Consider the following 24,221-nt stretch of genomic DNA (forward strand, 5'->3'; position numbering starts at 1 on the left):
TTTATTTCCTTATTATTTTTCCCAGACTCCGGCCACCAATACGGTCATATCGTCCTTCGCTTCATAGCCACAATATGCCATAACACGTTCCAGAATACTGCGTCCAAACTCTTTCGGCGTTGTACTGTGAATTTGCATAATGATTTCTTTCATGGTTTCCTCCTCCCTGGAGAGGGGAAGAGCATCCAAAACTCCGTCTGTCACCATAATCAGATAGTCACCATTATACAGCTTTTTAGTCGTTGTATCAAAATCCAGCTGCTGTACCAGCCCCGCAGCAATACTCGTGGACGTGATTGTCTCCACCCACTGGTCTCTCTTAATGAATGAGGTGGCAGCTCCGGCTTTAAGAAAATCGCAGACCCCACTGTAAAGATCCAAAGAACAAAGATCTACTGTTGAAAACATCCCGTCATTCCTCTGAAGAACGAGAGCAGAATTAATCATCTTGGCTGCGGTCTCTTTTGAAAATCCTGAAGTTATAAATTGCTCAAGCAAATCCACCACAGCCTCACTTTCTTTATTGGCATCCAGTCCGGACCCCATCCCATCCGACAGACACATGACGAACTTTCCTTCACCGTCTGTGCAGGCATAACTGTCTCCGGAAATATTTTCATTTTCCTTGGTTACCTTAGCAACTCCATACAATACCCTGTAATTTACATCTTCCATAAAAAGCACAGTATTATATTCTCCATTCAGTATTGTATGCCCTTCCTTCACAGCAGCCATACTTGTCCCACAAATTTTTGAAAGCACACGGGATATCTCATGTAAAGTTATACATTGTCCGGCACGGGCACGCATCGTAATATAAATCTGTATCTTCTCTGCCGGCTTTTCCAGCATCCACATCTTTTTAACGATTACATGCTGCTTTCTCAATGCTTTTTTTACCTGTTCTTCCAGATTCTCGGGCACAGTACTGATGCTGTAGATGCTCTCAGCGGTTTTCTGCATGATATGTGCAACTTCCCCCAGCTGCTCTGCCACTGCAAGACGGTTTTCAATCAGCTTATTATTCCAGACCAGTGCCTGTCTGGATTGAAAAAACAACTGTTTTAACCGATCCAGGTAACGCGCTCCATTAATACAATGCACCATCCAGTCGCCCTGTGCCCGGTTAATCTGATCTGCATCCCCTTCCTCCAAGATTCCTATAAGATCACAGGCCTGCTGATAATTCAGATGATAACATAGTCTCCAACAGGAATCAAATTTACTGCAGCCGGTACACATCTCCTCCTGCACCCGGTTCAGTATCTCCTCCATCTCCCCATTAGACAGGTGCTCCTTACGATAAGGCATGCTGTAGAATGAGTTTGCCAGCCTTTGAAAGGAGTTGGCATAACGCTCCATCTGTTCTTTCTGCGGATGCTTCTCATAGATTTCAGCTTCCACTTTATTTTTTCTGGTTCTAAAAACAGTGATTGCCATGTCCCGTACAATCAGCAGACCGCCGAATGAGAGCATGGCAAGTATCCATCCCGGCATATAATACTCCTCCTCTATACCCTGTACTAAAGGAATATTATAACCGCCTGTATGTAAAAAAAATGTCAAAAAATCATGAAATTCCAGCAAAACTTTTCGGCAAAAATCGTAGTCTACTGTGATTCCTTAAAAAGGATTTCATTATCCTTAATCAATCCCAGCTTTTCCTTTGCTGCTTTTTCCAGATATTCATCACTTTGCATATAACTCTGCAAATCATTGATATCCTTGGTTCTTTGATTTTCTTCCGCTATTTTCTGTTCCAGTTGTGCAGTTTTTCTATCATTCGCATCAATTTTCAATTTCAGTGAATGACCTTCAAACAATAAAACTACCAATAATACGCTAACGACAAAAGTAATGCAGAGCATCGCAGCCTTATTCTGACGGCTGTGTGCCTTTGTGCGTTTTTTTTTGCCGGCGTTTCTTCTTTTTTTCATCTGATTCACCCTTATTATGACTCTGGAGACGCTCCCCTTTCTTACGTCCCCCCAACTTGGTTCTCAGCAATAGTTTAACTCTAAACAGACCGGATTTCAACCTTTTTATCACTTTTTTTACAATATTCAGCGGTATTCGTAATATTTTTAAAATCTTTTTAAACAAAAAAGTAAAGAACCTGACAAAATATGGGCTGATGCTGACATAGCAGGCCAGACTTCCAAATAATACTCCAGCTCCCAGATAGCCTCTTAAGATGCCGCTGTTTTCCTGAAAATATCGGGCAAACAGGAAAAGCGCACAGAAGATCCAAAATAGAAGATCCTCCAGGGCCACAAATGCTGAACTGTGCCGAATCACATTCCGACTGATTTTCAGCACATCATAAGTAAGCACTAATAATGCTCCATACCAGATTGATTTTACAAACAGCAGGAGTTCTCTGCTCATATAAGCACTCATACGAATTACCCGAACAGATGCTTGAGAAGGGAACCGCTATTATTTTTTTGGCCTTTGGAACTATAGACCAGACTTTCTACCTCCCCATCCAGATCCACTTCCCCTTCTGTCAGCTGAAGACGCCCTACGTGAAGCTCCTTTCCTTTAATTATCAACCTCCCCTCCGTGGTATCCAGCAGGATTTCATGTTCGTCAAAAGACAGCACGTCCACCACACCGCTTATGGTTCCGCTTTTCCTGTTTAACAGCTTTATCTGATGCAGTTTCCCGGAATGTTCTTCCATACAAAAAAAGCCTCCATATAACTTCTTTCTTATTATATGGGGGCTTTCACTATACTATTCCTTATTTACATATATCGGTACAGTTCCGATGCTTCCTCTTTACGGACAGTATCCTGCACATTCAGGATTTCAACCTTTACAGCATTACTGCCAAACTGAATCTCCAGAACATCTCCTGGCTTAACCTGGACGGATGCTTTGGCCGGCCTTCCGTTCACCAGCACACGACCTGCATCACAGGCCTCATTGGCAACTGTTCTGCGCTTTATCAGTCTGGATACTTTCAAAAACTTGTCCAGTCTCATAGAATTAGTTCATCATATCCTTTAAAGCCTTGCCGGCTTTGAATTTTGGTGATTTAGAGGCTTTGATAATCATAGTCTCGCCGGTCTGAGGATTTCTTCCTTCTCTTTCTCCTCTTTCAGATACTTCGAAAGTACCAAATCCAACAAGCTGAACCTTCCCACCCTTTTTAAGTTCATCGGCTACCACATCCGTAAAAGCCTTCAGTGCTGCTTCTGCATCCTTTCTGGATAACTGTGTCTGCTCAGCGATAGCTGCAACTAATTCAGTTTTGTTCATGAGTAATTCCTCCTGTGTTTTCTTCTCAAAAATTATAAAAAGCTAGTTAACATCACAATCTCATAAGAAATTTTCTCTGTTATTTTAACTCTACAATTATTTATATACTCTACGTTCTCATTTGTCAAGGAATTTACTGCATTTCTTGACTTTTTAAGAGGTTTTTTACTGTTTTTTCAAGCAAAACTTCACTGCTCATATCGTTCAGCCTTGCATAATTACATAAGTACAGGAAAGCCTCTCCTGTCAGCTCTTCTTTTTTTATATCGTCAGTCTCTGTTTTAAGCGTCTCCAATCGGGTTATGGCTTCCTGCAGGCTTTTTTGCGGTTCCTTATTCAACCCATAATAATAATCCAGTTTTTTCAGAACTTTTGAGGTCTTGATCAGAGATGGAAGAGCCCTGGGAATTGCAGCAATTTCTTCTTCCGGGGTTTGAGAGCCCTTCTCTTCTTTCTTCAGCTTCTCCCAGTCCGGCTGCCCCTCCATGGAATCTCCAAAAACATGGGGATGTCTATGTATCATCTTTTTGCTGATACCATCTATCACATCCTCCAAGGTAAAGTTTCCTTCTTCTTCAGCAAGCTGGCTATGGAATACCACCTGCATCAGTACGTCTCCTAACTCTTCGCAAAGATTGTCAGGACTTCCGCCTTCGACAAGGGTTTCTATTCCGTCCACAGCCTCATAAGCCTCCTCCAGCATGCATGGAATCAAGCTTTCATGGGTCTGGATCTTGTCCCATGCACATCCGTCTTTTCCTCTTAAGGTCCTTATAATTTCCTGAAAGTCCTGAAATGTATACTTATTCTTCATCATAACATCTTATGAATCATATCTACGACTTCTTTTCCCAAAGCAGCCGATTTTGCATCCGCATCTGCCATAGAACTGCCTTTGATTCCATAGTAGAACTTCACCTTCGGTTCCGTTCCTGATGGTCTTACGCATATCCAGGCATCATCCTCCAGATCATAATACAGAACGTTGGATTTGGGCAGCCCGGTCGGCTTAACAGCACCGGTTTCCGTTTCAATTATCTTGTCCTCTTTATAGTCACGGGATAAAACCACTCTGTAATCACCGATTTTCTTAACAGGTTCCCGGCGAAGCGTATCCATAATTTCCTGGATTTTTGCCAGTCCTTCAATACCTGTAAGCGTAATAGACTGAATGTCGTCTTTGTAATAGCCGTACTTCTCATAAAGCATGATCATGGCATCCCATAGGGTCATCCCCTGGGACTTATAGTACGCTGCCGCTTCACAGAGCGCCATGGTTGCAACAATTGCGTCTTTGTCACGGGCATAAGTTCCAATCAGGCAGCCGTAAGACTCTTCAAATCCAAACAGATAGCTTCCTTTTTTGCTCTGCTCAAAGCCCAGGATCTGCTGTCCGATATACTTGAAGCCTGTCAAAACCTCAATCAGCTCCACTCCATAATACTTTGCAATTGCGTCGGCCATATTACTTGTCACAATCGTCTTAATCAGGGCTCCATCATCGGGGAGTCCATAAAGTTCTTTTCGCTGTCCAATCTCATAGTCCGCCAGAAGACAGCCGGACATATTCCCGGTCAGGGTATGGTAGTTTCCATCCTTATCACGTACCCTGACACCCAGGCGATCGGCGTCAGGATCTGTGGCCAGAACCAGATCGGCTTCAATTTCCTTTGCCAGTTTCAGCCCCAAATCAAAGGCCTCATCTGCTTCAGGATTTGGGTAACTTACTGTCGGGAACTCTCCGTCTGGAAGCTCCTGCTCCTTCACAACATAGACCTGGCAGAATCCCAGTTCCTTCAGCACACGGCGAGCTGGGATATTGCCTGTTCCATGCAGGGGAGAATATACGATTTTCAAATCTTTTGCCACCTTTTCAATGGCATCCATATGTAATACCCGGCTCTTCAGCTCCCCGATATAAGAATCATCAATATCCGAACCAATTACCTGATACAGGTTTTCTGCAACAGCTTCCTCCCGGCTCATCGTCTTTACGTCCTTATAATCTGTCACCAGCTTTACCTGATCCATAATCCCTATGTCATGAGGCGGCGTTATCTGGGCACCATCTTCCCAGTACACTTTATAGCCATTGTACTCCGGCGGATTATGGCTGGCAGTGATATTAATTCCGGCTATACATCCCAGTTTTCGGACTGCAAAAGAAAGCTCCGGCGTAGGGCGCAGAGATTCAAAGATGTATGCCTTTATCCCATTTGCGGCCAGACAAAGTGCGGCCTCCCGGGCAAATTCCGGTGACATGCGGCGAGAGTCATAAGCAATGGCTGCTCCCTGCGCCTGCCCGTGTACAGAGATAATATAATTCGCCAGACCCTGTGTTGTCTTACGAATCACATAAATATTCATCCTGTTTGTTCCGGCACCGATAATCCCTCTTAAGCCTGCCGTACCAAATTCCAAATCCCTGTAAAAACGTTCTTTTATCTCATTCTCGTCCTCTGCGATAGCACGTAACTCTTCTTTTGTTCTGTCATCAAAATATGGGTTCTCCAGCCATGACTGATAAACTGCCTTATAATCCATCCTGATACCTCCATTTGTTATTCTTTCGTTGAGAAAATTATATACCAAAATGGAGGAAAAAGAAATGACTAAAAGATGTTTTTCAGAAAGTTTTGCCAGTTTCCAAATTGCAGCTGCAATTGTTCCAGCTTCTCAACATTCTTCCCGGAAATCCAAACCTTGTTATTGTTGGAATAGTGATTGACAAGCTTCCAGAATTTCCAGGGATAGGAAAGCCGGAGTCTCAAGTCCATTAATTCGCGTTCTGAAAGAGGTCTCACCTTCTGATATGTTTCAATCATTCCCTCACCCAGGGCAATGTCCCAGTTATGCTTTTCCAATATTTTCCTCATGAAGTGATACAAATCTGCGGTCTGTATATCATAGTTCCATCTGTCAAAATTGGTTACGGCTGTCCTGCTGCCTGAAAAGATTACATTGTGCTGATTGTAATCCCCATGGCAAATGCTTCCATTTTCCAGATTCAAATTTCTAAGTTCTTCATATCCAGAACTTTTCAGATTTTCTACCATCTCCTCCCCTTTTTCCAGAAAAGGTTCCACGCAGGAAAGCAGTTTCATCTCGAAAGCACTTTTCTTCTGACGCTTATGTATGAATTTTCTTGTTTTCCGGATTTCGGCGTTGTGACGCATGCACTCATGAATCAGAGATTCCCGGACATATTCTTCTTTTACTTCAAGATGCATTACCTTATGAAGGGCTGCCAGCATTTCCACCGCCCGTTCGATGTCAGAAATAGAACGGGTATCGCACTCCTTTCCGGAATACCAGTCACGAACCACATATGTGTTATCTTCTCTGTCACAGGACAGAAGCTCTCCCTCCAGGTTTCGCCGGAGACAATCCAGATACGGAAATTCCGAATTCTTGACCTTTTCCATCAGCGTATACTGTTGTTCCAGCTTCTGCTTTGTGCCGCCGCATTCCTTAATGCTGACCCACCCTTCTTGTGTCTCATAGAGCAGGACTCCTCTTCCCTTGCAGGACGATTTTGCTGTCAGTCCATACTGTTCCAATATCCATAACCCACGATCGTACACGCATGCTCCCCCTTTTCTACTTAAGTGCCGGTACACTGGAAGATTTCTCGTCCTTCTATAGTATGCAAGGGTCGGAGCATTCATGCACGCGCAGATAAGACGGTGCAAAAAGCGAATTTATTTATTTTCTCTTTCTTCTTTTATAAGTGTCTTAATATAAAAAAGCAGATAATCCCGCTGATTCTTTTCGGGATATTCCAATACCTGGTCCAAAGCCCGGTTGAGCAGTTCCCCAATCTGAGGGCCGGGTTTCATGCCCATCGTAATAAGATCCTGACCCGTCAGCTTTAAGTCTTTCAAGGAAATACACTGCTTCGAATCCATAATCTCCTGAAAACACCTTTCCACCTCGGAAATGTTCTGCAGTTTTTCTTTTCGGCAAAAACCACTTTGTGCCATGGTATCCGCATATTGTACTTTTAAAAGCTTGCCAAATAAATCAGGTCCTAATTTGTTCAGCACTTTACGAACCATCTTCATGGATGGCTCCATCCTGCAGTCATGCCACTTTATCAGATTTGTAACCTGATAGATCGTGTCATTATCAAATTTTAATCGCTGAAGTATTTCTCTGGACAGTTCCATGCCCTCCATGGCGTGCCCCTTGAAATGGTCGATTCCATCCTCATCCGTAACCCTGCAGCCCGGTTTTCCCACGTCATGAAGCAGCATGGTGATGCGGAGGACTTTATCTGCAGATATATATTTTAAACTTTCAATTGTATGATGCCCCACGTCATAACAATGATGGGGATTATTCTGCGCCGTATTCATCATAGCATCAAATTCCGGCAGAATCACACTGGTAATTCCGGTATCAAAAGCATACTGAATATATTCCGGATGCCCGGACAGCAAAAGCTTGGTCATCTCCGCAGCAATCCGCTCGGCACTGATTTTAGACAATGTCCCGGATAATTTGCAAATCGCATCGTAAGTTGCCTGCTCAATCCCAAAATCCAGCTGAGCGGCAAAACGCAGTGCCCGAAGGATTCGGAGTGCATCTTCACCGAATCGTGCTTCGGCATTTCCAACACACTGAATACATTTATGCTGAAGATCCTCTACGCCTCCATAGAGATCAATCAACCCACTGTCATCGTTGTAAGCCATAGCATTTATCGTAAAGTCTCTTCGTCTTAAATCTTCTTCCAGCGATGCTGTAAATGTAACTTCACTGGGATGTCTCCCGTCCTCATAGTCACCATCAATACGGTAAGTTGTCACTTCATGAGCATTATTTCCGATCAATACGGTTACAGTTCCATGCGAAATTCCTGTATCCACGGTACGGTTGAATATATCTTTGACCTGCCACGGCGTTGCCGATGTGGTAATATCCCAATCCTCCGGCTCCCGATTCAGAATAGAATCCCGAACACAGCCGCCTACCGCATAAGCTTCATACCCCTTTGCCTGAAGGCTGTTAATAATTGCATTCACACTTGCCGGTAATTTTAATTTCAATCCCTTCTCCTCCAATGACGAATTTAAGTTGTCAGCGGTTCTTTGTTATTTTACCCTATTTGAAATAGTATTTCAATGCTTTGGGAGAAAAGCTTGCTTTCATACAAAGCTTTTCCCTCCTTGACAAACTGCCCCGTTTAGCATAGAATGATACCATGGTCAAAAAAGGGGATGAACAATTTCTCCTCATAAATAATATTATTGGTGTTGAAGAGGATTAGTACATGCATGACGATCCGCAGAGAGGGAATCATCTGCTGAAAGATTCCTGTGAGAAGTGCGTGGAACCCGCCTTGGAGCTTTCTGTGAAAGCAGAACGTATGGCTGCGTTAAGGCCTGTTGAGAGAGTCGGTATTTCCGGCTAATCAGGGTGGTACCACCGAAAATCAAGCTATCGGTCCCTATTGGGGATACGGTGGTTTTTTTATTTATTAAAAAAGGAGAATTCACATGGCTAAGGAAAAGAAACTTGTGGAAGCCATCACTTCCATGGAAGATGATTTCGCACAATGGTATACGGATGTGGTATTAAAATCAGATCTGACGGACTATACGAGCGTAAAAGGCTGTATGGTCATCAAACCCGCAGGATACGCAATATGGGAAAACATTCAGCAGGAGCTGAACCGCCGTTTCAAAGAAACCGGGGTGGAAAATGTTTATCTTCCCATGTTCATTCCCGAAAGTCTTCTTCAAAAAGAAAAAGACCACGTTGAAGGATTTGCACCAGAGGTGGCCTGGGTTACTCACGGAGGACTGGAACCTCTTCAGGAACGTTTCTGCGTAAGACCTACTTCAGAAACTCTTTTCTGCGATTTATACTCCAGAGAAATCCATTCCCACAGAGATCTGCCCAAAGTCTATAATCAGTGGTGTTCTGTGGTTCGCTGGGAGAAGACCACCAGACCTTTCCTGCGTTCCAGAGAATTCTTATGGCAGGAAGGCCATACGGCTCATGCTACTGCAGAAGAAGCTGAAGCCAGAACAATACAGATGTTAAATATCTACGCTGATTTTTGTGAACAGGAACTTGCTATTCCGGTAATCAAAGGCCGCAAGACCGATAAGGAAAAATTTGCAGGCGCTGAAGCAACCTATACCATAGAATCTCTTATGCACGATGGCAAGGCACTGCAGTCAGGCACCAGTCACAACTTCGGTGACGGGTTTGCCCGGGCATTTAACATTCAATATACAGATAAGGATAATACGCTGAAATATGTTCACCAGACTTCCTGGGGCATGACGACACGTATGATTGGTGCTATCATCATGGTTCATGGCGATAACAGCGGTTTGAAGCTTCCACCCAGAATCGCTCCGGTTCAGGTAATGATTGTTCCCATTCGTCAGGATGCAGAAGGTGTCATGGATAAGGCGCAGGATATTTTTTCAGAATTAAGGAGTTCCGGTATCCGCGTTAAAATCGACGACTCTGAAAAAAGCCCCGGATGGAAATTCTCCGAGCAGGAAATGCGCGGAATTCCGGTCAGAATTGAACTTGGCCCAAAAGATATTGAAAAAAATCAGGCAGTTCTGGTTCGCCGAGATACCCGCGAAAAGATTGTGGTTCCTATTCCTGAAATTCCGGACAGATTGAAGGAATTACTGGATGCAATTCAAAAAGACATGTTTGTCCGTGCGCTGGAACATCGCAATACACACACATATGACGTAAAAAACTATGAGGATTTCAAAACTACGATTAATGAAAAGCCCGGATTTATACGAGCCATGTGGTGTGGATGTCAAGAATGTGAAGATAAGATTAAGGAAGATACTTCCGCAACCAGCCGCTGTATCCCATTTGATCAGGAACAGCTCAGCGAAACCTGTGTCTGCTGCGGAAAATCTGCCAAAAAGATGGTTTATTGGGGACGCGCTTATTAATAATCGCTACGGATTTTAAAAATCCTCTGAAAAGCAGTACTCTGCTTTTCGGAGGATTTTTTTATACCAAAGTAGGCAAGGAAAGCTGCCAGTGGCAGGTTTTCTGTATACAATCTCAAACGGTAATTTGGATTGTCCTGTCCGTGGCTTCATATTTCTGAAAGGCAACCCCTGCGGCCTGAAACATCATTTTAGATGCAAGAACAGCAGGTGTTTTGTCATACTTGTCACAGGCATAGATTACGGTCTTAATACCAGACTGAATAATCGCCTTTGCACACTCATTGCAGGGAAACAAAGATACATACAGCTTTGCCCCCTCCAGACTTCCGCCGCGGTAATTCAATATAGCATTCAGCTCACTGTGTGTTACATAAAAATACTTGCTCTTTAATGGATCTTCTTCATCCCTGCTCCAGGGAAACTCATCATCGGAACAGCCTGTCGGAAAGCCGTTATACCCCATAGATAAAATCTTATTATCAGGGCTGACAATACATGCCCCGACCTGCGAACTAGGATCTTTAGAACGCATACCCGCAAGTTTTGCAACGGCCATAAAGTATTCGTCCCAGGAAATGTAATCTTCTCTTTTATTGCTCATACAAGTACCTCTCCATACAGGGCATCATTTGGTGCCAAAAATCCTGTCTCCTGCATCTCCGAGCCCCGGCACGATGTAACCGTGATCATTGAGATGTTCATCCAGTGCACCAATGTAGATATCCACATCCGGATGAATGGTCTGCATCTTTTTTACGCCCTCAGGCGCTGCTATGATACACATGAAGTGAATCTTTTTAGCACCTTTGTCTTTCAGCATAGTGATTGCTGCCGAAGCAGATCCTCCGGTAGCCAGCATAGGATCTGTAACAAAAACTTCACGGCTTGCAATATCAGAAGGCAGCTTACAGTAATATTCTACCGGTTCGAGCGTTTCCGGATCACGATACAGACCGATATGACCTACTTTTGCAGCCGGAATCATCGCCAGCATACCTTCTACCATACCCAGACCGGCCCGCAGAATCGGAACCACAGCCATTTTCTTTCCTGCCAGTTCTTTTGCTGTCGTTTTGCAGATTGGTGTATCAATTTCAATGTCAACAAGCGGCAGTTCTCTGGTTGCCTCAAATGACATCAGCATTGCAACTTCGCTGATCATCTCCCTGAATTCCTTAGAGCTTGTTTCGGATCTGCGGATAATTCCGATTTTATGCTGTATTAACGGGTGATCCATAACTACTATTTTTGACATTTTAGATATTCTCCTTTTAACTTTTGTATTCCAGTATTTGCACTTTATTCGGCCTCTATCAGATGAATTCTTTTTGCATGGCGCTCTTCTTCCGAAAATGGTGTATTCAGAAAGGTTTCGACAATTTTAACTGCAAGCCCGGAACCCACCACACGACCTCCCAGAGCCACTATATTGGCATTATTGTGAAGTCTTGCCATCTCAGCAGAAAAACAATCCGTGCAAAGTGCCGCACGGATTCCCCGGATACGGTTGGCCGCAATAGAAATTCCGATTCCGGTTCCACATATCAATATACCCTTATCGCATTCGCCGCTCAATACTGCATGTGATACCTTTCTGGCATAAACCGGATAATCCACTGACTGAGTATCCCGGCATCCAAAGTCCTTATATTCCAGCCCCTTCCCATCCAGATACTCCTTAATTGACTGCATCAAATCGAAGCCTCCGTGGTCACAACCTATTGCTATCATTTTCGCAATTCCTCCTCATTTAATTGTATCACAACCCCTGAAATTAAAGCTTCCAGGTTTTCATAACACTTCCCATAAGTAGTTAAAGGTTCCCCGTAAAGCGGCGGCACATCACCGCTTTGCTTAATAAATTCAGCAATTGTATAAACATTTGCGGCATTCTCATAATTTCCCCAGATTTTAGCCTTTTGGGCATCTTCCATCGTCAGAATCAGCACCCGCTCACCAATATCCTCCTGCATGAGCTGAGCAGCCGTATGATCTTTTGTATGATAGCCATTGCTGATAAGCACAGCTTCTGTCTTTTGATTCATGGGCTCTGGAAAAAGTACCACTAATCCTCTTGACTGAATGTCCAGATTTCCCATCAGGAACTTGCTTTTCATAATCACTTTTGCCATAGGCGCACGCGTGGTATCATCCGAATCCACAAATATTAATCTGTCATATTGCTTCACTAGGTGTCACCTCAACTATGTTTCAATAATTTCATGTCCCGCCGCTTTCAGCAGACGGTTCATGATGGCCTGTCCCATCCGGGGTGTATGAAAAGATTCCGAATAGATGTAGTCTACTTCTTCTTCATCAAACTCTCTCAATACCTGATACAGGTGCAATGCGATACTTTCTTCATTGGTACGGGTACCAATGCTTTTCACTTTTCCCACAGGATAGCTTCCCAGAGTTTCATCTGTGCAGATAATTCCCACACCGGCACCTTCCTTAAGACGTCTCCGGGTCAGTTCATTGATCCTATCCACAACCTTTTCCACGCTGCCTTCCACAATCGCAAGCTCTCCGCGCGGAGCATAGTGCCTGTACCTCATCCCGGGAGCCTTGGGTCTGACCTTGCTGTCAACAGACGAAAGACCCGGATCAATCCGCACGGCACCAATCACTTTTTCCAGCATCTGCTGATTCAGATAACCCGGGCGCAAAATCACAGGGGAGTTCTCGGTAAAATCCACAATTGTGGATTCCAGACCAATATCTGTCATCCCCCCATCAATAATCATATCGATACGCTCGGACAAGTCTTCCGCCACATGGCTTGCCAACGTTGGGCTGGGTCTCCCTGACGTATTGGCACTGGGGGCAGCTACATAGCCACCCGCCTGTCGGATTAATTCCAGGGCAATCCGGTTACTTGGCATCCTGACCGCAACACTGTCTAATCCACCTGTTGTTTCATATGGTACACAAGCGGCTTTATCAAAAATCATGGTAAGAGGTCCCGGCCAATATCTGTCCGCCAGATTTTCAGCCTTTGGGGGTACTCGTAAAACAATCTTACGCAAATTTTCCATATCTGCAATATGTATAATCAGCGGATTATCCGATGGTCTCCCCTTTGCTGCATAAATCTTCTCAGAGGCAGCAGGATCCAGGGCATTCCCACCCAGACCATAAACTGTCTCCGTAGGAAATGCTACCAAACCGCCCTGCCTCAAAATTCTGCCTGCTTTTTCAAGCGCATGCATATCCAGTTGTTTCTCGCTCATCAAAGCAATCTCAGTCTTCATTATTATCCTTCCGTGTAACAAGCTCAAAACCTTCGGTTTTCGTTAACCTATTATATCATGTTCGTTCCGGATTGAAAACCCTTTATCTTTTTCCAGAAATATCTTCAGTCATCTGCTGGATTTATCTGATTTTTTACTTTTTCCGAGATATTTTAAAACACCATCACATATAGCCTTAGATAGTTTTTTCTGATATTCTTCCGATGTTAACAGTTGTGCTTCTTCCGGATTGCTTAAGAAGCCGCATTCTACAATTGCAGCAGGAACATCTGTCTTTTTCAGCAGATAGTAGCTGGTATTTCCTTTTGCCAGTCTGTTATTATCAGGATCTACCTTCTCTACCAGCGCAGATTGTAAATCCTCTGCCAGTTTTTTCCCTTCTGCAGAATGCGTATAATAGAATACCTGTGCCCCCTCACTTCAGGGGTAGTATAGCTGTTCTGGTGAATGCTGACCATGCAGTCAGGTGCAGTCTTATGTATCAGTTCACAACGCTGCTGCAAATCCTGAACCTTTTTATTTTTGCTGTTACTATCATAAAGGCCTTCATCCGAGCTTCTGGTCAGCACAACATGGATATCATGTGCCTCTAACTCCTTTTTTAATAATAATGCAATTTCCAGATTCAATTTTTTTTCTTTTTCACCATTTACGCCTATTTTACCAGGATCTGTGCCACCATGCCCTGCATCCAGAACAACTGTCGCCTTATCCGCTTTTTGTTGACTGACCAATTTTGCACCTTCCCGGGAAAGCCCGAAAATTCCCGCAATAAGCAGAAGTGCCATTATCAGCTCCATCCATCTTTTTCCCACGGCAAAAAAAATCCCCCGACATCTTTCTAATAATATATGCCGGGGGTCTTTCTTTCAGTCTTGACTTCAGTATTTCTATTCTTGATTTTCTGCTTCATCTGATTTATTCGAATCTATATCCTCATCATGACCGCCATCTGCTTCATCTGCCGTTAAGAAAGCGGCTTCCTCAAATAGCTGATCTTCGGAATAAGAATCTTCTTCCATCTCACTTTCTAACTCCTGCATGGATTCAGGTACACTGCTGACAATATTATTTACTGCTTTGCAAGCCTCCATAAAACGACGTTGCACCTGATTCATCAGCTCTACGGTCGCACCGAGTTCCTCCTGCACAGCAATATACTTTTTCTTACCCTCTGAAAGCCTGTCATCTACCTCCTTTTGAACCGATTCCAGGCATTCGCGGGCGGCCGTCTGTGCCTGCGCAATCATACGGGTGCTTGTCTCTTCGGCATCCTTAATAATACCATCCGCCCGGACCTGGGCATCAAAAACAAGCCTTCCTATACTGTCATAATTGTCAATATATGGCTGATATTTTTCCTTAATATCGCATTTGATAGATTCGATGTTCTGCTCAGATTGTCTTAATTTATCTGTTAATCTTTCAATTTGGTCATCTTTTTCCTTGATAATTCCCAAAAACCTGGTTTTTTCCGCATAGGCGGTATCCTTCATCTGCGTAATTACTTCAGCCACCTCTTCCTTATCATAGCCCCCATTAACGTTGTCTTGAATAAATCTCCGTTTCCTGTCATATATACTCCTCCTTTTGGATCTCTCTGCCTGTTATAAGTTAACTGTTATATCGGTTTATGATATCCCATACCGTACTCCGTTCCAGACCGATTCTCCACTCGGCTACTCCTGCCAATCCATAGTTTTGAATTACCTTCATCTTCTCTTCTATAGATTGTTCATCTTCTACCCAAATGGTATATCTTGCCGTATCATCTTCTGAAATAGCTACATTCTGCCCCAGCTTGGGATCCCATTCCCTGGTCATCTGATGCTCTTCTATATAACGGTCTGTACCATCCATGCCAAGCACTTCACTCGAAGGCATATCCTGACCAAACGTCTCAGTCCAGACTCTCGTATAGAAAGGAATCGCATTGATCACCTTGGCTGCAGGAACTTCTTCCAATGTCCGCTTAACTCCTTTTTCCACAAAAGGAAGGGATGCTACAGACCCAGCCTGCTCACTTCCGGAATAATGTTCATCATACCCCATGATAATCACGTAGTCCACAATCTTACCCTGTGTCCCACGTTTATAATACATATTATAGTCTTGCGGCACCGGATTATCAACCGAAACCACCAGATTTTTTTCATGGGCTCTTATCGTGAGTTCTCTTAAGAACTGCAGAAAGTGCGGTATACTCCCTTCCGAAAGCTGTTCAAAATCTACATTGATTCCGTCCAGTCCACACTCTGCGGCAATACTCAAAAGCTGATCTATGATCCTGCCCCTTTTGGCACTGTCCGCAAGCACCTCTTCTGTTGATACTTCCTTATTAAAATTATCAATAAGCCCCCAGACTTCAATTCCTCTTCCATGGGCCTGATCCACATACTCCTTACCGGCAATAGAGGAAACCGTGCCTTCATTGTCCGCCAGCTTAAACCATGTAGGGGATATGGTCGTCAGACCGGATGCATTCGCAATAATGTCGGGAAATGATGCATTCGCATCCGCTGTAGTTACCTGCTGCCAGGCCAGATTAATCTTGTAATCCTTTAAGATTGACGGGTAATACAGGCTTCTGTTCTCCGCCCGGAGAGGTGCACTTTCCTCCCCCGATATTGATTTCTTCTCCACATATCCTATAAAGCCTTCCGCAGTACTTACCTTAGTCCAGTTATCCAGAGCTTCCAGAAAGGTAAGAGAATCTCCCTTTTTCACCTGCTTCAGGACTTTACTCTTAATCCCACCTTTTAATCTTACTGCAGTTTCTTTCGTTACCGTCACTTGTTTTAAATTCGTCCATCTTGTGCGAATAACTGTCCTGACAGGGTCGGTGTATGTATCGCAATCCATGTCTGTGAATTTTTGAATATAATTCACCGCCAGATAGTAAATCCCGTTTTCTCCAATCAGCGCAGGGGCTCCTGTGTCCGTTGCATAAGCCGTATCGCCGGGTGCAATGGTCCGGATACCGTCAGCCAGGGTCAGCAGCATCTGCTGATTGCGGTCATCCCAGTAAAAATTTGTATCCAACAATTTCTGTACGGAGGCATAGGGCATATACACCTCACCATCACGATATATTCCGGGAGCGTCGGATACTACATCATTTATAACAAAAGCCGCCTGTCCTTTCTCTTTAAGCCCATAATAACTGTCCAGATCTGCCATCTTTCTGGTGGGGGCGCGATAGGTGATAAAGATGCTTATTCCACCAGCAATCATCACCGCCAGAATTAAGCAAATCACAATCAAAACCGGCGCTACTTTTTTCTTCATCTAAAAGTTCTTCCTCTCTGTCTCTTTTCATTTGTATTCTGCATAGATAAGTATCATATATGTCCAGTATACAAGAACCCCCTCTTCGGGGCAAGTATATTTTTCATGCTTTCTACTGCGTAACTTATTAAAGGCTCATTACTATTCAAAAATCCGACAGCAGTGTTATGCGCAAGGGACCCCATACTCTCTGCTGTCGGATTCAGTATTATCTTTCCTTTACGTAAGTAAAATCAATCTGGCGGATGATACCCTTAGCTCCTATGTAATCACGCATATAAGTACCCTGTTCGGCTATAGCACAGGCACATACGATTTCTTCAGGGCTGCTTTCACTTCCGTTAAGTCTCAGCGAAATCTTATCACGCTGAAGCTCAATCAACTCCGATTGAAGCGCACTCATCCTTAAAACATAACTATTTTCTTTGTCTTTCATTCTCCTTACCGGACGCATTCATATTCATCCTTCCGTGATATACATAAACAATTCATACGCCCTTCCTTTCAAAGAATCGGCTTACCTATTGTGTTAAGAATGGAACAACAGACCCATGATTTACTCTTCATCTTTTTCAGTAAAATTGGAAATTATATTTGCGATTATAATCAGACATCCTGTCAGAAAATTTGAAACGGCGAACTGCCGAATTTCTGTGATATGTGATATGTTTTAAATACTATGAATCAATGGCTCAAGGGTATCACTTCCTCTCTTACCATGCATCCATCATTGCCACTTCTTATCAAGTATTATACTTATATACAGATTTTTTTCAAGGGGATTTCCTGAAATTTATATTTTTTTAATTCTATACAGTTCAGCCAGGATTTACGGCTGACTAATATCCCCGAAAGCAGAAAGGAATGTTTTAGAAAACCTGATGTGTTTATATTTATATATTATGCTGGCAAATCTGTCAGCGGCACCTGAATTCATATACGAGCAATTTTAGTATATATTATAGGAGATTTAAACAAAATATAAAAAAACAGTGAAGTGCTTTACATATTTGAGCTTCATGGTATATACTATATGTAACGATAGAATATTTTTATCGTTACAGCAAAAGCAGCCATTGACTATATTTCGCTGTTGCGACTGAAAAGGATGTGATTTTATGAAAATTGAAAAAATTAATGACAATCAGATTCGTTGCACGCTTACCAGCGATGATTTGGCAAACCGAGAGATTAAACTTAGTGAATTGGCCTATGGTACAGAAAAGGCCAAGAATCTGTTTCAGGATATGATGCAGCAAGCACAAAGTGAATTCGGCTTTGACTCCGATAATTCCCCCTTGATGGTGGAAGCAATACCGGTTTCGCCGGATAGTATTGTGTTGATAATTACAAAAGTTGATGATCCGGAAGAATTGGATACCCGTTTTTCCAAATTTGCGCCGGATGGTAACGACAGTACTGCCGCGGACCTTCCTCAGATTACCGGAGCCGATGATATCATCGATGTATTTCACAAACTTACTGAGGCCAAGAACAAACTTCAGGAACTGAAAAAGGACGGAAAAAGCAGTCAGCCTAAAAAACTTGAAGCACCCGTTGATTTAATGCATGCATTTGCTTTCAAAAGCCTGGATGAGGCAATACTTGCAGCACATGGAATTAACGGTTACTTCACCGGAGAAAACTCATTATATAAAAATGCAAGACAAGGCACATACCAGCTGGTTCTCCATCAGGCTGGCTCTACTCCGGAAGACTTTAACAAAGTCTGCAACATCTTGTCAGAATACGGAACAGGTACTACTTTCTCTGCTGTTTCAGAGGCATATCTCAGAGAACATGATAATCTGATCATTGGTGATCAGGCACTGCAGCAACTGATAAACTTATAATGGCGCTTAAGATGAGGGGCTGCAGTATTCGCTGCAGCCCCTCTCTTTTATAGCTATATTAAAAAACAAAGCCTTTAGTTCTGAGCAAGAAAATCATTAATCTGCTGTTCCAGCACATCAGCATCCATTCCATGAACCATAGCAGCTTCTTCCAGTGTTTCTCCCTGAGAGGATGGGCAGCCTATGCAATGCATACCCGATCTCATTAAAATAGAAGCTATATTCTGATCTAATCTGATTAACTCACCAATCGTCATATCTTTTGAAATCTGAGCCATGATATTAATTCCTCCTTATCTTATTAGTTCGGTTTTTCGTTAACCTATCGGGTAAAATCAAATGTCTCCTTCGGATCCGCTTGATTTTCTTCCGATAGGTTACACTTCGTGTAATAAACTCAAAACCTTCGGTTTTTCGTTAACCTATCGGGTAAAATCAAATGTCTCCTTCGGATCCGCTTGATTTTCTTCCGATAGGTTACACTTCGTGTAATAAACTCAAAACCTTCGGTTTTTCGTTAACCTATCGGGTAAAATCAAATGTCTCCTTCGGATCCGCTTGATTTTCTTCCGATAGGTTACACTTCGTGTAATAAACTCAAAACCTTCGGTTTTTCGTTAACCTATCGGGTAAAATCAAATGTCTCCTTCGGATCCGCTTGATTTTCTTCCGATAGGTTACATTATAATACCTTTTGGGGCGTTGCGCAAGTAATGTACATAATTTTGTACTTGTATTCTAAAGCCGAATATATTAAAATAAGTTAAGAACTCGAAGTGAGTTACTGAACATAATTATAAAGGAGGATACTACTTATGGCACGTGTAATTAGTGATGAATGTGTTGCCTGCGGAACTTGTGAGGGTGAATGTCCAGTAGAAGCTATCTCTGCCGGAGACGACAAGTATGTGATCGACGCTGATACCTGCGTAGATTGCGGTGCTTGTGAAGAAGTCTGCCCAACAGGCGCTATCTCTGCTGAATAATGCATAAAAAATCAATAAGGACTGTGATATGCTTCTTTTATCACAGTCCTTTTTTGTCTCCTATTACTTCAGGCCTAAACCTTTTGTTTCTTTTTCTTCGTATTTTCCTGTGTTGCAGCAACCTGTCTTCTTGCTAACTGATGCTGGCGTATGGCCTCATCCACACGTTTATAGCGTTCCTCCTGCTGATTCTTTTTCTGCAATTCCTGCATCAGCTTGTCCAGAATCCGGTAAAATTCTTCTTTTCGTTCCTCCTCCTCTTTCGAAAAGGCATCTCCATACATCATAGGAATGACTTCTTTAATTTCTTTTAGTTGGTGTCCCTTTTTCTTAAGTTCTTTAATACAAAATAAAACCTCAATATCCTTTTCAGTATAGTAGCGATGTCCCCTCTGATTCCTCGCAATATGTAAGCAAAGCTCGTCTTCCCAATACCTGAGCACTGATGACCGCTCTTCTACAATCCCTGAGGCCTCTGTCATCGTATAGATGTCCCTCGACAGCATAAATCCTACCCCTTTTCTGAAATCTTAAAGCTCTAACAATATTATACCATTTCAAAATTGAAACACAACAAAAAGTCTTCGACATCTTCCCTCGTCCTTCACTCTTTATCCCTTCAAAATTACATGTCTTAAGAAAATACGACAAAAATAGAGCATTCACTTTGTGAATGCTCTATTTTTGCAGATTTGCAAACTTAGTATAATCCGGAAGCCATACCAGATTTACCGTGCCAATCGGGCCATTTCTTTGTTTCGCTATAATTACTTCTGCTATTCCTTTATTTTCAGAATCTTTATTATAATAATCATCACGATAAATAAACATTACTACGTCCGCATCCTGTTCGATGGCCCCTGATTCTCGCAGATCCGAAAGCATCGGCCGATGGTCGGGACGTGATTCCACCGCACGCGACAACTGAGACAATGCAACTACCGGAACCCCCAGTTCACGAGCCAGTGACTTCAGTGAACGGGAAATATCTGATATCTCCTGCTGCCTGGAATCCCCTTTCCCGTTACCACTCATTAACTGTAAGTAGTCGATCATGATGATATCCAGTCCATGTTCCAGCTTATATTTTCTACACTTTGACCGCAATTCACGAATGGAAATGCCAGGCGTATCATCAATAATCAAATTCGATTCACCGATAATTCCAGCACTTTCTATCAGTTTGGCCCAATCATCGTCTTTCAGACTGCCATTACGCATACTCTGGGAATCCACCTTGGATTCCATGGAAAGAAGCCGGTTCATCAACTGCTCCTTTGACATCTCAAGGGAGAAAATAGCGACATGTTTATCCTGCTTAAAAGCCATATATTGAGCAATATTTAAAACCAGCGCCGTCTTTCCCATAGACGGACGCGCGGCAACCAGTATCAAATCAGAAGGCTGGAATCCCGAAGTTTTATAATCTAAATCTGTGAAGCCTGTAGCAATTCCGGTAACAGTACCCTTTGCCTTGGAAGCTCTTTCGATATTTTCCAAACTGTTCATGACCACTTGACGAATGGGCACAAAATCTCCCGAATTTCTCTGCTGGAGCAGCTCAAACATCTTTTTTTCGGTATCCTCCAGGATTAATTCTACCGGTTCTTTATTTAGATAACATTCATTTGATATCTCATCCGTCAATCTGATGAGACGCCGGAGAACTGCTTTCTCACTTACAATTGTAGCATAATATTTTACATTAGCAGAGGTTGGAACAGAAGCCAGCAAATCTCTGACAAATTCCATACTGCTTATTTCAGGAGGAACATCTTTTTCTTTCAGGCGGTTCTGTAATGTTATGAGATCTACCGGTTTTCCTTCATTAAACAACTCTACCATGGCATCAAATATAACACCATATTGATGCTGATAAAAATCATCACTATTCAGCATCTCGGAAGCCATACTGATGGCCTCACGCCCCATTAGCATAGAGCCGACTACAGACTGTTCTGCCTCTACACTGTGGGGCAGTATTCTCTTAATGAGTGCTTCCTCCATTCCTGATTGCTTCCTCCTCTAACTTAAGCCTCCCTGACGAGAACCTTCAGCTCTGCAGTCACTTTTGGGTGCAGGCGGATTGGTACCATGGTCGTGCCCAGACTTTTAATCGGACTGGTAAGCTGCATCTTTTTCTTATCGATATCAAATCCCAGCTGCTCCTTGACAGCCTCAGCTATCTCCTTTGCAGATACACTACCGAAAACACGTCCGCCTTCTCCAACTTTTATGGACAAACTCACCGATTTTGCTTCTATTTCTTTTCCAAATGCCTGAGCCGCTTCCAGATTTTCCTTCGCTATCTTCTCTTCATTCGCTTTCTTCAGTTTTAAATCATTCTTATTCCTGGCATTCGCCTCTACTCCCAAACCTTTTGGCAAAATCATATTTCTTGCATATCCATCACTGACATTTACCTCATCGCCTTTCTTTCCAAGGCTTTTAACATCCTGCAATAAAATAACTTTCATTCAAATCTCTCCTCCATCCAACATTTCTGCCAATGTTTCTTTCAAAATATCAATTGCTTCCGGCAGGTCAATTTCCTCAAATTGACAGCCCGCTATATTCAAATGGCCTCCGCCGCCCAGACGTTCCATGATAATCTGCACATTTATCTCATCAATAGCCCGGGCACTGACGTATACCGTATTCTTAAATTTCGTCAAAACAAAAGAGGCTTTCACACCAATAATATTCAATAATTCATTAGCGGCCTGAGCACCTACAATTGTAGGGCTCTCCACATAATCCGAAGGGCAGACGGAAATTGCAAAGGAATCCCGAAACAGCTCCGCATTCATAATCGTCTCACCCTTTGCCCTATAATCAGACATGTTCTCCCGGAAAAGTTTGCGAACCCTCGATACATCGGCGCCACAGCGTCTTAAAAACGCAGCTGCTTCAAAGGTCCGAACACCTGTCTTCTGCATGAAGTTATCGGTATCCACCATAATTCCCGCATAGATGGTATCCGCTTCTATGTTCCGGATGCGCACTCCATCTGCAAAATACTGCAATATCTCTGCAACCATCTCACATGCGGAGGACGCATACGGCTCTATATATGACAATACAGAGTTTTTAACAACTTCGCTTCCCTGGCGGTGATGATCCAGAACTACAATAGTCTTTGTCAGATACAGCAGGTCCTCACACTCGGTATAACTTGGCTTATTAACATCTACCACCACTACCATGGTGTTATCATCCACAATCTCTTTTGCCTCATGGCAGGAGACAAACATATCCTGCCCATATTCCTGATCATTCAAAAAACCCGCCATCAACGGCTTAATTGAAGTAGTAGGATTGTCAATTACAATATGGGTCTTCTTGTCCAATGCCTTAGCGGCACAGTAAACACCTACAGCCGCACCAAAAGAATCCACATCTGTAATTTTATGTCCCATAACTACAATCTTTTCTTTCGTCAGCATCAGTTCCTTGAGTGCATGCGCTTTTACTCTGGCCTTTACTCTGGTATTCTTCTCGACTGCCTGAGTCTTTCCGCCATAATAGGAAATCTGCCGGCCTTCTTTGACAACTACCTGGTCTCCGCCCCTTCCCAATGCCAGATCAATGGCAATTCTTGCAAATTCTGCATTCTTGGCATAGGTCCCCGTATTCGCCCCGATTCCGATACTAATAGTCACCGCCATCTCATTGCCGATATTAACTGTCTTTACCTCTTCCAGAATACTAAATCTGCCGGCCTTCAGCTCATCCAGGGAACTTTGACGCATTACCAGAAAATACTTGTCCTTCTCTATCTTCTTGACCAGTCCATCCGTGTCATTAAAATACTTATTAATCTTTCTGTCCACAAGTGCAGTAAGCAATGAACGTCTCACCTCTTCCACACTTTCCAGTGCTTCGTCATAATTATCCAGATATAAAAATCCGGCCACCATATTCTCTGCTTTATATTTTTTGATATACGTATTTAATTCCGTTTCATCAAAAAGAAACATGGCCGTCAGATGGTTATTCTGGTTTTCTGCAGTTATAATCTCAGAATCACCCAGGAGTTCATCCATCATAATACGCTTCATATGAATTCTGAAATCACGGTTTTCATAGGTGAGCGTAACCTCTGACTCCTCTTCATTCTCCGGCAGCTTATCCATCGTAATCTGCGAGAATATATTCGTAATCGATTTATGGTACTGCTTCTCTTTCCCAGTAAGCTCGGCGAATTTCTTATTCACCCACAACAGTTTTCCCTGTGAATCCAGAAGTGCATAAGGCACTGACAGATTACTCATCAGACTTTTCTGTACCTGCCCATACCTCGTGGCAAATGAAATAAGGTCATTAAATAAAATCGGACGGTTATGATAATACAAAAGCACCACAATTGCAATATAAAAAGCCACAAAAACAGTCATCACTGCTCCTGCACGTCTATTGATAACATAAATAAATATATTCATGATAATCAGTAAGGCAGAAAGTATCATCGGCCATTTTAAGTAAGAGCGCAATTGCCCGCTTATTTTAATCTTATTATTTCCCATAGTATCTCCTTGGATTTAAAGGTTACACTTCGCATACTATCGGGTCAAAAGGGATTTTGACCCTGGTATCACTTAATTATAACACGATTCCGTGGATATGAAAA

At 42.9% G+C, this 24,221-nt stretch carries 26 protein-coding genes, 1 pseudogene and 1 other annotated feature; of the genes and pseudogenes, 3 read left to right on the forward strand and 24 right to left on the reverse strand.

Translation table 11 applies throughout. The annotated features are described in order from the left end of the window. Positions 1-12 precede the first annotated feature (12 nt). From KNL20_RS11015 to KNL20_RS11060, 10 genes are all read right to left on the reverse strand, one after another. Positions 13-1,497, reverse strand: coding sequence for a SpoIIE family protein phosphatase (locus KNL20_RS11015; protein ID WP_230397798.1), 1,485 nt, complete (start codon positions 1,495-1,497; stop codon positions 13-15). A gap of 113 nt (positions 1,498-1,610) precedes the next feature. Then, complete coding sequence (locus tag KNL20_RS11020; protein ID WP_230397799.1) at positions 1,611-1,937, reverse strand: septum formation initiator family protein; 327 nt, start codon at positions 1,935-1,937, stop codon at positions 1,611-1,613. Continuing rightward, complete coding sequence (gene yabQ, locus KNL20_RS11025) at positions 1,876-2,388, reverse strand: spore cortex biosynthesis protein YabQ (RefSeq protein WP_230397800.1); 513 nt, start codon at positions 2,386-2,388, stop codon at positions 1,876-1,878. Before yabQ ends, KNL20_RS11020 begins: the two co-directional genes overlap by 62 nt. A 17-nt stretch (positions 2,389-2,405) precedes the next feature. Further along, positions 2,406-2,684 carry a sporulation protein YabP gene (gene yabP, locus KNL20_RS11030; RefSeq protein ID WP_230397801.1) on the reverse strand — a complete coding sequence of 93 codons (279 nt, stop codon included), beginning with the start codon at positions 2,682-2,684 and terminating at the stop codon, positions 2,406-2,408. Between the two features lie 65 nt (positions 2,685-2,749). Next, the gene (locus KNL20_RS11035) at positions 2,750-2,989 is read right to left on the reverse strand and encodes an RNA-binding S4 domain-containing protein (RefSeq protein WP_230397802.1); all 240 of its coding nucleotides are present in this window, start codon (positions 2,987-2,989) and stop codon (positions 2,750-2,752) included. Positions 2,990-2,993: 4 nt separating this feature from the next. Then, a complete protein-coding gene (locus KNL20_RS11040; protein ID WP_230397803.1) occupies positions 2,994-3,266 on the reverse strand; it encodes an HU family DNA-binding protein in 273 nt (90 codons plus the stop codon). A gap of 133 nt (positions 3,267-3,399) precedes the next feature. Beyond that, complete coding sequence (locus KNL20_RS11045; RefSeq protein ID WP_230397804.1) at positions 3,400-4,083, reverse strand: MazG family protein; 684 nt, start codon at positions 4,081-4,083, stop codon at positions 3,400-3,402. Beyond that, on the reverse strand, positions 4,080-5,810 hold the full coding sequence (locus KNL20_RS11050; RefSeq protein WP_230397805.1) for a phospho-sugar mutase: 1,731 nt from the start codon (positions 5,808-5,810) through the stop codon (positions 4,080-4,082). Before KNL20_RS11050 ends, KNL20_RS11045 begins: the two co-directional genes overlap by 4 nt. A 68-nt stretch (positions 5,811-5,878) precedes the next feature. Further along, the gene (locus KNL20_RS11055) at positions 5,879-6,850 is read right to left on the reverse strand and encodes a phosphotransferase (protein ID WP_230397806.1); all 972 of its coding nucleotides are present in this window, start codon (positions 6,848-6,850) and stop codon (positions 5,879-5,881) included. A 117-nt stretch (positions 6,851-6,967) separates the two neighbouring features. After that, the gene (locus tag KNL20_RS11060; RefSeq protein ID WP_230397807.1) at positions 6,968-8,317 is read right to left on the reverse strand and encodes a CCA tRNA nucleotidyltransferase; all 1,350 of its coding nucleotides are present in this window, start codon (positions 8,315-8,317) and stop codon (positions 6,968-6,970) included. A 198-nt stretch (positions 8,318-8,515) separates the two neighbouring features. Then, positions 8,516-8,723, forward strand: a binding site (T-box leader). 44 nt (positions 8,724-8,767) lie between these two features. Here KNL20_RS11060 and proS point away from each other — a divergent pair. Next, positions 8,768-10,207 carry a proline--tRNA ligase gene (proS, locus tag KNL20_RS11065; RefSeq protein WP_230397808.1) on the forward strand — a complete coding sequence of 480 codons (1,440 nt, stop codon included), beginning with the start codon at positions 8,768-8,770 and terminating at the stop codon, positions 10,205-10,207. A gap of 115 nt (positions 10,208-10,322) precedes the next feature. Here proS and KNL20_RS11070 read toward each other — a convergent pair whose 3' ends face one another. The 9 genes and pseudogenes from KNL20_RS11070 to KNL20_RS11110 form a co-directional block, all read right to left on the reverse strand. Next, positions 10,323-10,811 carry a deoxycytidylate deaminase gene (locus KNL20_RS11070; protein WP_230397809.1) on the reverse strand — a complete coding sequence of 163 codons (489 nt, stop codon included), beginning with the start codon at positions 10,809-10,811 and terminating at the stop codon, positions 10,323-10,325. Between the two features lie 24 nt (positions 10,812-10,835). Then, positions 10,836-11,465 (reverse strand): uracil phosphoribosyltransferase, encoded by a 630-nt coding sequence (upp, locus tag KNL20_RS11075; protein WP_230397810.1) that lies wholly within the window; start codon positions 11,463-11,465, stop codon positions 10,836-10,838. Positions 11,466-11,509: 44 nt separating this feature from the next. Then, positions 11,510-11,941, reverse strand: a complete 432-nt coding sequence (rpiB, locus tag KNL20_RS11080; RefSeq protein WP_230397811.1) for a ribose 5-phosphate isomerase B — start codon at positions 11,939-11,941, stop codon at positions 11,510-11,512. After that, positions 11,938-12,399 (reverse strand): arsenate reductase/protein-tyrosine-phosphatase family protein, encoded by a 462-nt coding sequence (locus tag KNL20_RS11085; RefSeq protein ID WP_230397812.1) that lies wholly within the window; start codon positions 12,397-12,399, stop codon positions 11,938-11,940. Before KNL20_RS11085 ends, rpiB begins: the two co-directional genes overlap by 4 nt. A 15-nt stretch (positions 12,400-12,414) precedes the next feature. Next, positions 12,415-13,464, reverse strand: a complete 1,050-nt coding sequence (locus tag KNL20_RS11090; protein ID WP_230397813.1) for an L-threonylcarbamoyladenylate synthase — start codon at positions 13,462-13,464, stop codon at positions 12,415-12,417. A gap of 108 nt (positions 13,465-13,572) precedes the next feature. Next, positions 13,573-14,264 (reverse strand): annotated as a pseudogene (locus tag KNL20_RS16005) (N-acetylmuramoyl-L-alanine amidase family protein). Positions 14,265-14,354: 90 nt separating this feature from the next. Further along, complete coding sequence (locus KNL20_RS11100; protein WP_230397814.1) at positions 14,355-14,981, reverse strand: hypothetical protein; 627 nt, start codon at positions 14,979-14,981, stop codon at positions 14,355-14,357. A gap of 97 nt (positions 14,982-15,078) precedes the next feature. Further along, entirely contained in the window at positions 15,079-16,752 is a 1,674-nt protein-coding gene (locus tag KNL20_RS11105; RefSeq protein WP_230397815.1) for a glycosyl hydrolase family 18 protein, read from the reverse strand. A gap of 208 nt (positions 16,753-16,960) precedes the next feature. Next, positions 16,961-17,188, reverse strand: coding sequence for a hypothetical protein (locus KNL20_RS11110; protein WP_230397816.1), 228 nt, complete (start codon positions 17,186-17,188; stop codon positions 16,961-16,963). A 682-nt stretch (positions 17,189-17,870) separates the two neighbouring features. On the opposite strand from KNL20_RS11110, the gene KNL20_RS11115 reads away from it, so the two are divergent. Continuing rightward, entirely contained in the window at positions 17,871-18,605 is a 735-nt protein-coding gene (locus KNL20_RS11115) for an adaptor protein MecA (RefSeq protein ID WP_230397817.1), read from the forward strand. Between the two features lie 74 nt (positions 18,606-18,679). Here the strand turns inward: KNL20_RS11115 and KNL20_RS11120 are convergent, their stop codons facing one another. Continuing rightward, positions 18,680-18,883: a DUF1858 domain-containing protein gene (locus KNL20_RS11120; RefSeq protein ID WP_230397818.1), complete on the reverse strand. Its 204-nt coding sequence runs from the start codon at positions 18,881-18,883 to the stop codon at positions 18,680-18,682. A gap of 537 nt (positions 18,884-19,420) precedes the next feature. Between KNL20_RS11120 and KNL20_RS11125 the strand changes: the two genes are divergently transcribed. Further along, positions 19,421-19,591 carry a DUF362 domain-containing protein gene (locus KNL20_RS11125; protein ID WP_230397819.1) on the forward strand — a complete coding sequence of 57 codons (171 nt, stop codon included), beginning with the start codon at positions 19,421-19,423 and terminating at the stop codon, positions 19,589-19,591. A gap of 74 nt (positions 19,592-19,665) precedes the next feature. Here KNL20_RS11125 and KNL20_RS11130 read toward each other — a convergent pair whose 3' ends face one another. From KNL20_RS11130 to KNL20_RS11145, 4 genes are all read right to left on the reverse strand, one after another. Further along, positions 19,666-20,097 (reverse strand): MerR family transcriptional regulator, encoded by a 432-nt coding sequence (locus KNL20_RS11130; protein WP_230397820.1) that lies wholly within the window; start codon positions 20,095-20,097, stop codon positions 19,666-19,668. A gap of 172 nt (positions 20,098-20,269) precedes the next feature. Further along, the gene (gene dnaB / locus KNL20_RS11135; RefSeq protein WP_230397821.1) at positions 20,270-21,598 is read right to left on the reverse strand and encodes a replicative DNA helicase; all 1,329 of its coding nucleotides are present in this window, start codon (positions 21,596-21,598) and stop codon (positions 20,270-20,272) included. A gap of 23 nt (positions 21,599-21,621) precedes the next feature. Next, on the reverse strand, positions 21,622-22,068 hold the full coding sequence (gene rplI, locus KNL20_RS11140; protein WP_230397822.1) for a 50S ribosomal protein L9: 447 nt from the start codon (positions 22,066-22,068) through the stop codon (positions 21,622-21,624). Continuing rightward, positions 22,069-24,117 carry a DHH family phosphoesterase gene (locus tag KNL20_RS11145; protein WP_230397823.1) on the reverse strand — a complete coding sequence of 683 codons (2,049 nt, stop codon included), beginning with the start codon at positions 24,115-24,117 and terminating at the stop codon, positions 22,069-22,071. Between the last annotated feature and the right edge of the window lie 104 nt (positions 24,118-24,221).

Origin of the sequence: Novisyntrophococcus fermenticellae (assembly GCF_018866245.1) — a bacterium.
Lineage (GTDB): Bacteria > Bacillota > Clostridia > Lachnospirales > Lachnospiraceae > Novisyntrophococcus > Novisyntrophococcus fermenticellae.

Excerpts from the sequence above, each read along its gene's own strand:
- KNL20_RS11050 (WP_230397805.1), bottom strand. The coding sequence starts at position 5,810 with ATGGATTATAAGGCAGTTTATCAGTCATGGCTGGAGAACCCATATTTT.
- rpiB (WP_230397811.1), bottom strand. The coding sequence starts at position 11,941 with ATGATAGCAATAGGTTGTGACCACGGAGGCTTCGATTTGATGCAGTCA.
- KNL20_RS11045 (WP_230397804.1), bottom strand. The coding sequence starts at position 4,083 with ATGATGAAGAATAAGTATACATTTCAGGACTTTCAGGAAATTATAAGG.
- dnaB (WP_230397821.1), bottom strand. The coding sequence starts at position 21,598 with ATGGAGGAAGCACTCATTAAGAGAATACTGCCCCACAGTGTAGAGGCA.
- KNL20_RS11035 (WP_230397802.1), bottom strand. The coding sequence starts at position 2,989 with ATGAGACTGGACAAGTTTTTGAAAGTATCCAGACTGATAAAGCGCAGA.
- KNL20_RS11020 (WP_230397799.1), bottom strand. The coding sequence starts at position 1,937 with ATGAAAAAAAGAAGAAACGCCGGCAAAAAAAAACGCACAAAGGCACAC.
- upp (WP_230397810.1), bottom strand. The coding sequence starts at position 11,465 with ATGTCAAAAATAGTAGTTATGGATCACCCGTTAATACAGCATAAAATC.
- KNL20_RS11110 (WP_230397816.1), bottom strand. The coding sequence starts at position 17,188 with ATGAAAGACAAAGAAAATAGTTATGTTTTAAGGATGAGTGCGCTTCAA.
- KNL20_RS11125 (WP_230397819.1), top strand. The coding sequence starts at position 19,421 with ATGGCACGTGTAATTAGTGATGAATGTGTTGCCTGCGGAACTTGTGAG.
- KNL20_RS11130 (WP_230397820.1), bottom strand. The coding sequence starts at position 20,097 with ATGCTGTCGAGGGACATCTATACGATGACAGAGGCCTCAGGGATTGTA.
- KNL20_RS11105 (WP_230397815.1), bottom strand. The coding sequence starts at position 16,752 with ATGAAGAAAAAAGTAGCGCCGGTTTTGATTGTGATTTGCTTAATTCTG.
- proS (WP_230397808.1), top strand. The coding sequence starts at position 8,768 with ATGGCTAAGGAAAAGAAACTTGTGGAAGCCATCACTTCCATGGAAGAT.
- KNL20_RS11115 (WP_230397817.1), top strand. The coding sequence starts at position 17,871 with ATGAAAATTGAAAAAATTAATGACAATCAGATTCGTTGCACGCTTACC.
- rplI (WP_230397822.1), bottom strand. The coding sequence starts at position 22,068 with ATGAAAGTTATTTTATTGCAGGATGTTAAAAGCCTTGGAAAGAAAGGC.
- KNL20_RS11015 (WP_230397798.1), bottom strand. The coding sequence starts at position 1,497 with ATGCCGGGATGGATACTTGCCATGCTCTCATTCGGCGGTCTGCTGATT.
- KNL20_RS11145 (WP_230397823.1), bottom strand. The coding sequence starts at position 24,117 with ATGGGAAATAATAAGATTAAAATAAGCGGGCAATTGCGCTCTTACTTA.
- yabQ (WP_230397800.1), bottom strand. The coding sequence starts at position 2,388 with ATGAGCAGAGAACTCCTGCTGTTTGTAAAATCAATCTGGTATGGAGCA.
- KNL20_RS11120 (WP_230397818.1), bottom strand. The coding sequence starts at position 18,883 with ATGGCTCAGATTTCAAAAGATATGACGATTGGTGAGTTAATCAGATTA.
- KNL20_RS11040 (WP_230397803.1), bottom strand. The coding sequence starts at position 3,266 with ATGAACAAAACTGAATTAGTTGCAGCTATCGCTGAGCAGACACAGTTA.
- yabP (WP_230397801.1), bottom strand. The coding sequence starts at position 2,684 with ATGGAAGAACATTCCGGGAAACTGCATCAGATAAAGCTGTTAAACAGG.
- KNL20_RS11070 (WP_230397809.1), bottom strand. The coding sequence starts at position 10,811 with ATGAGCAATAAAAGAGAAGATTACATTTCCTGGGACGAATACTTTATG.
- KNL20_RS11090 (WP_230397813.1), bottom strand. The coding sequence starts at position 13,464 with ATGAAGACTGAGATTGCTTTGATGAGCGAGAAACAACTGGATATGCAT.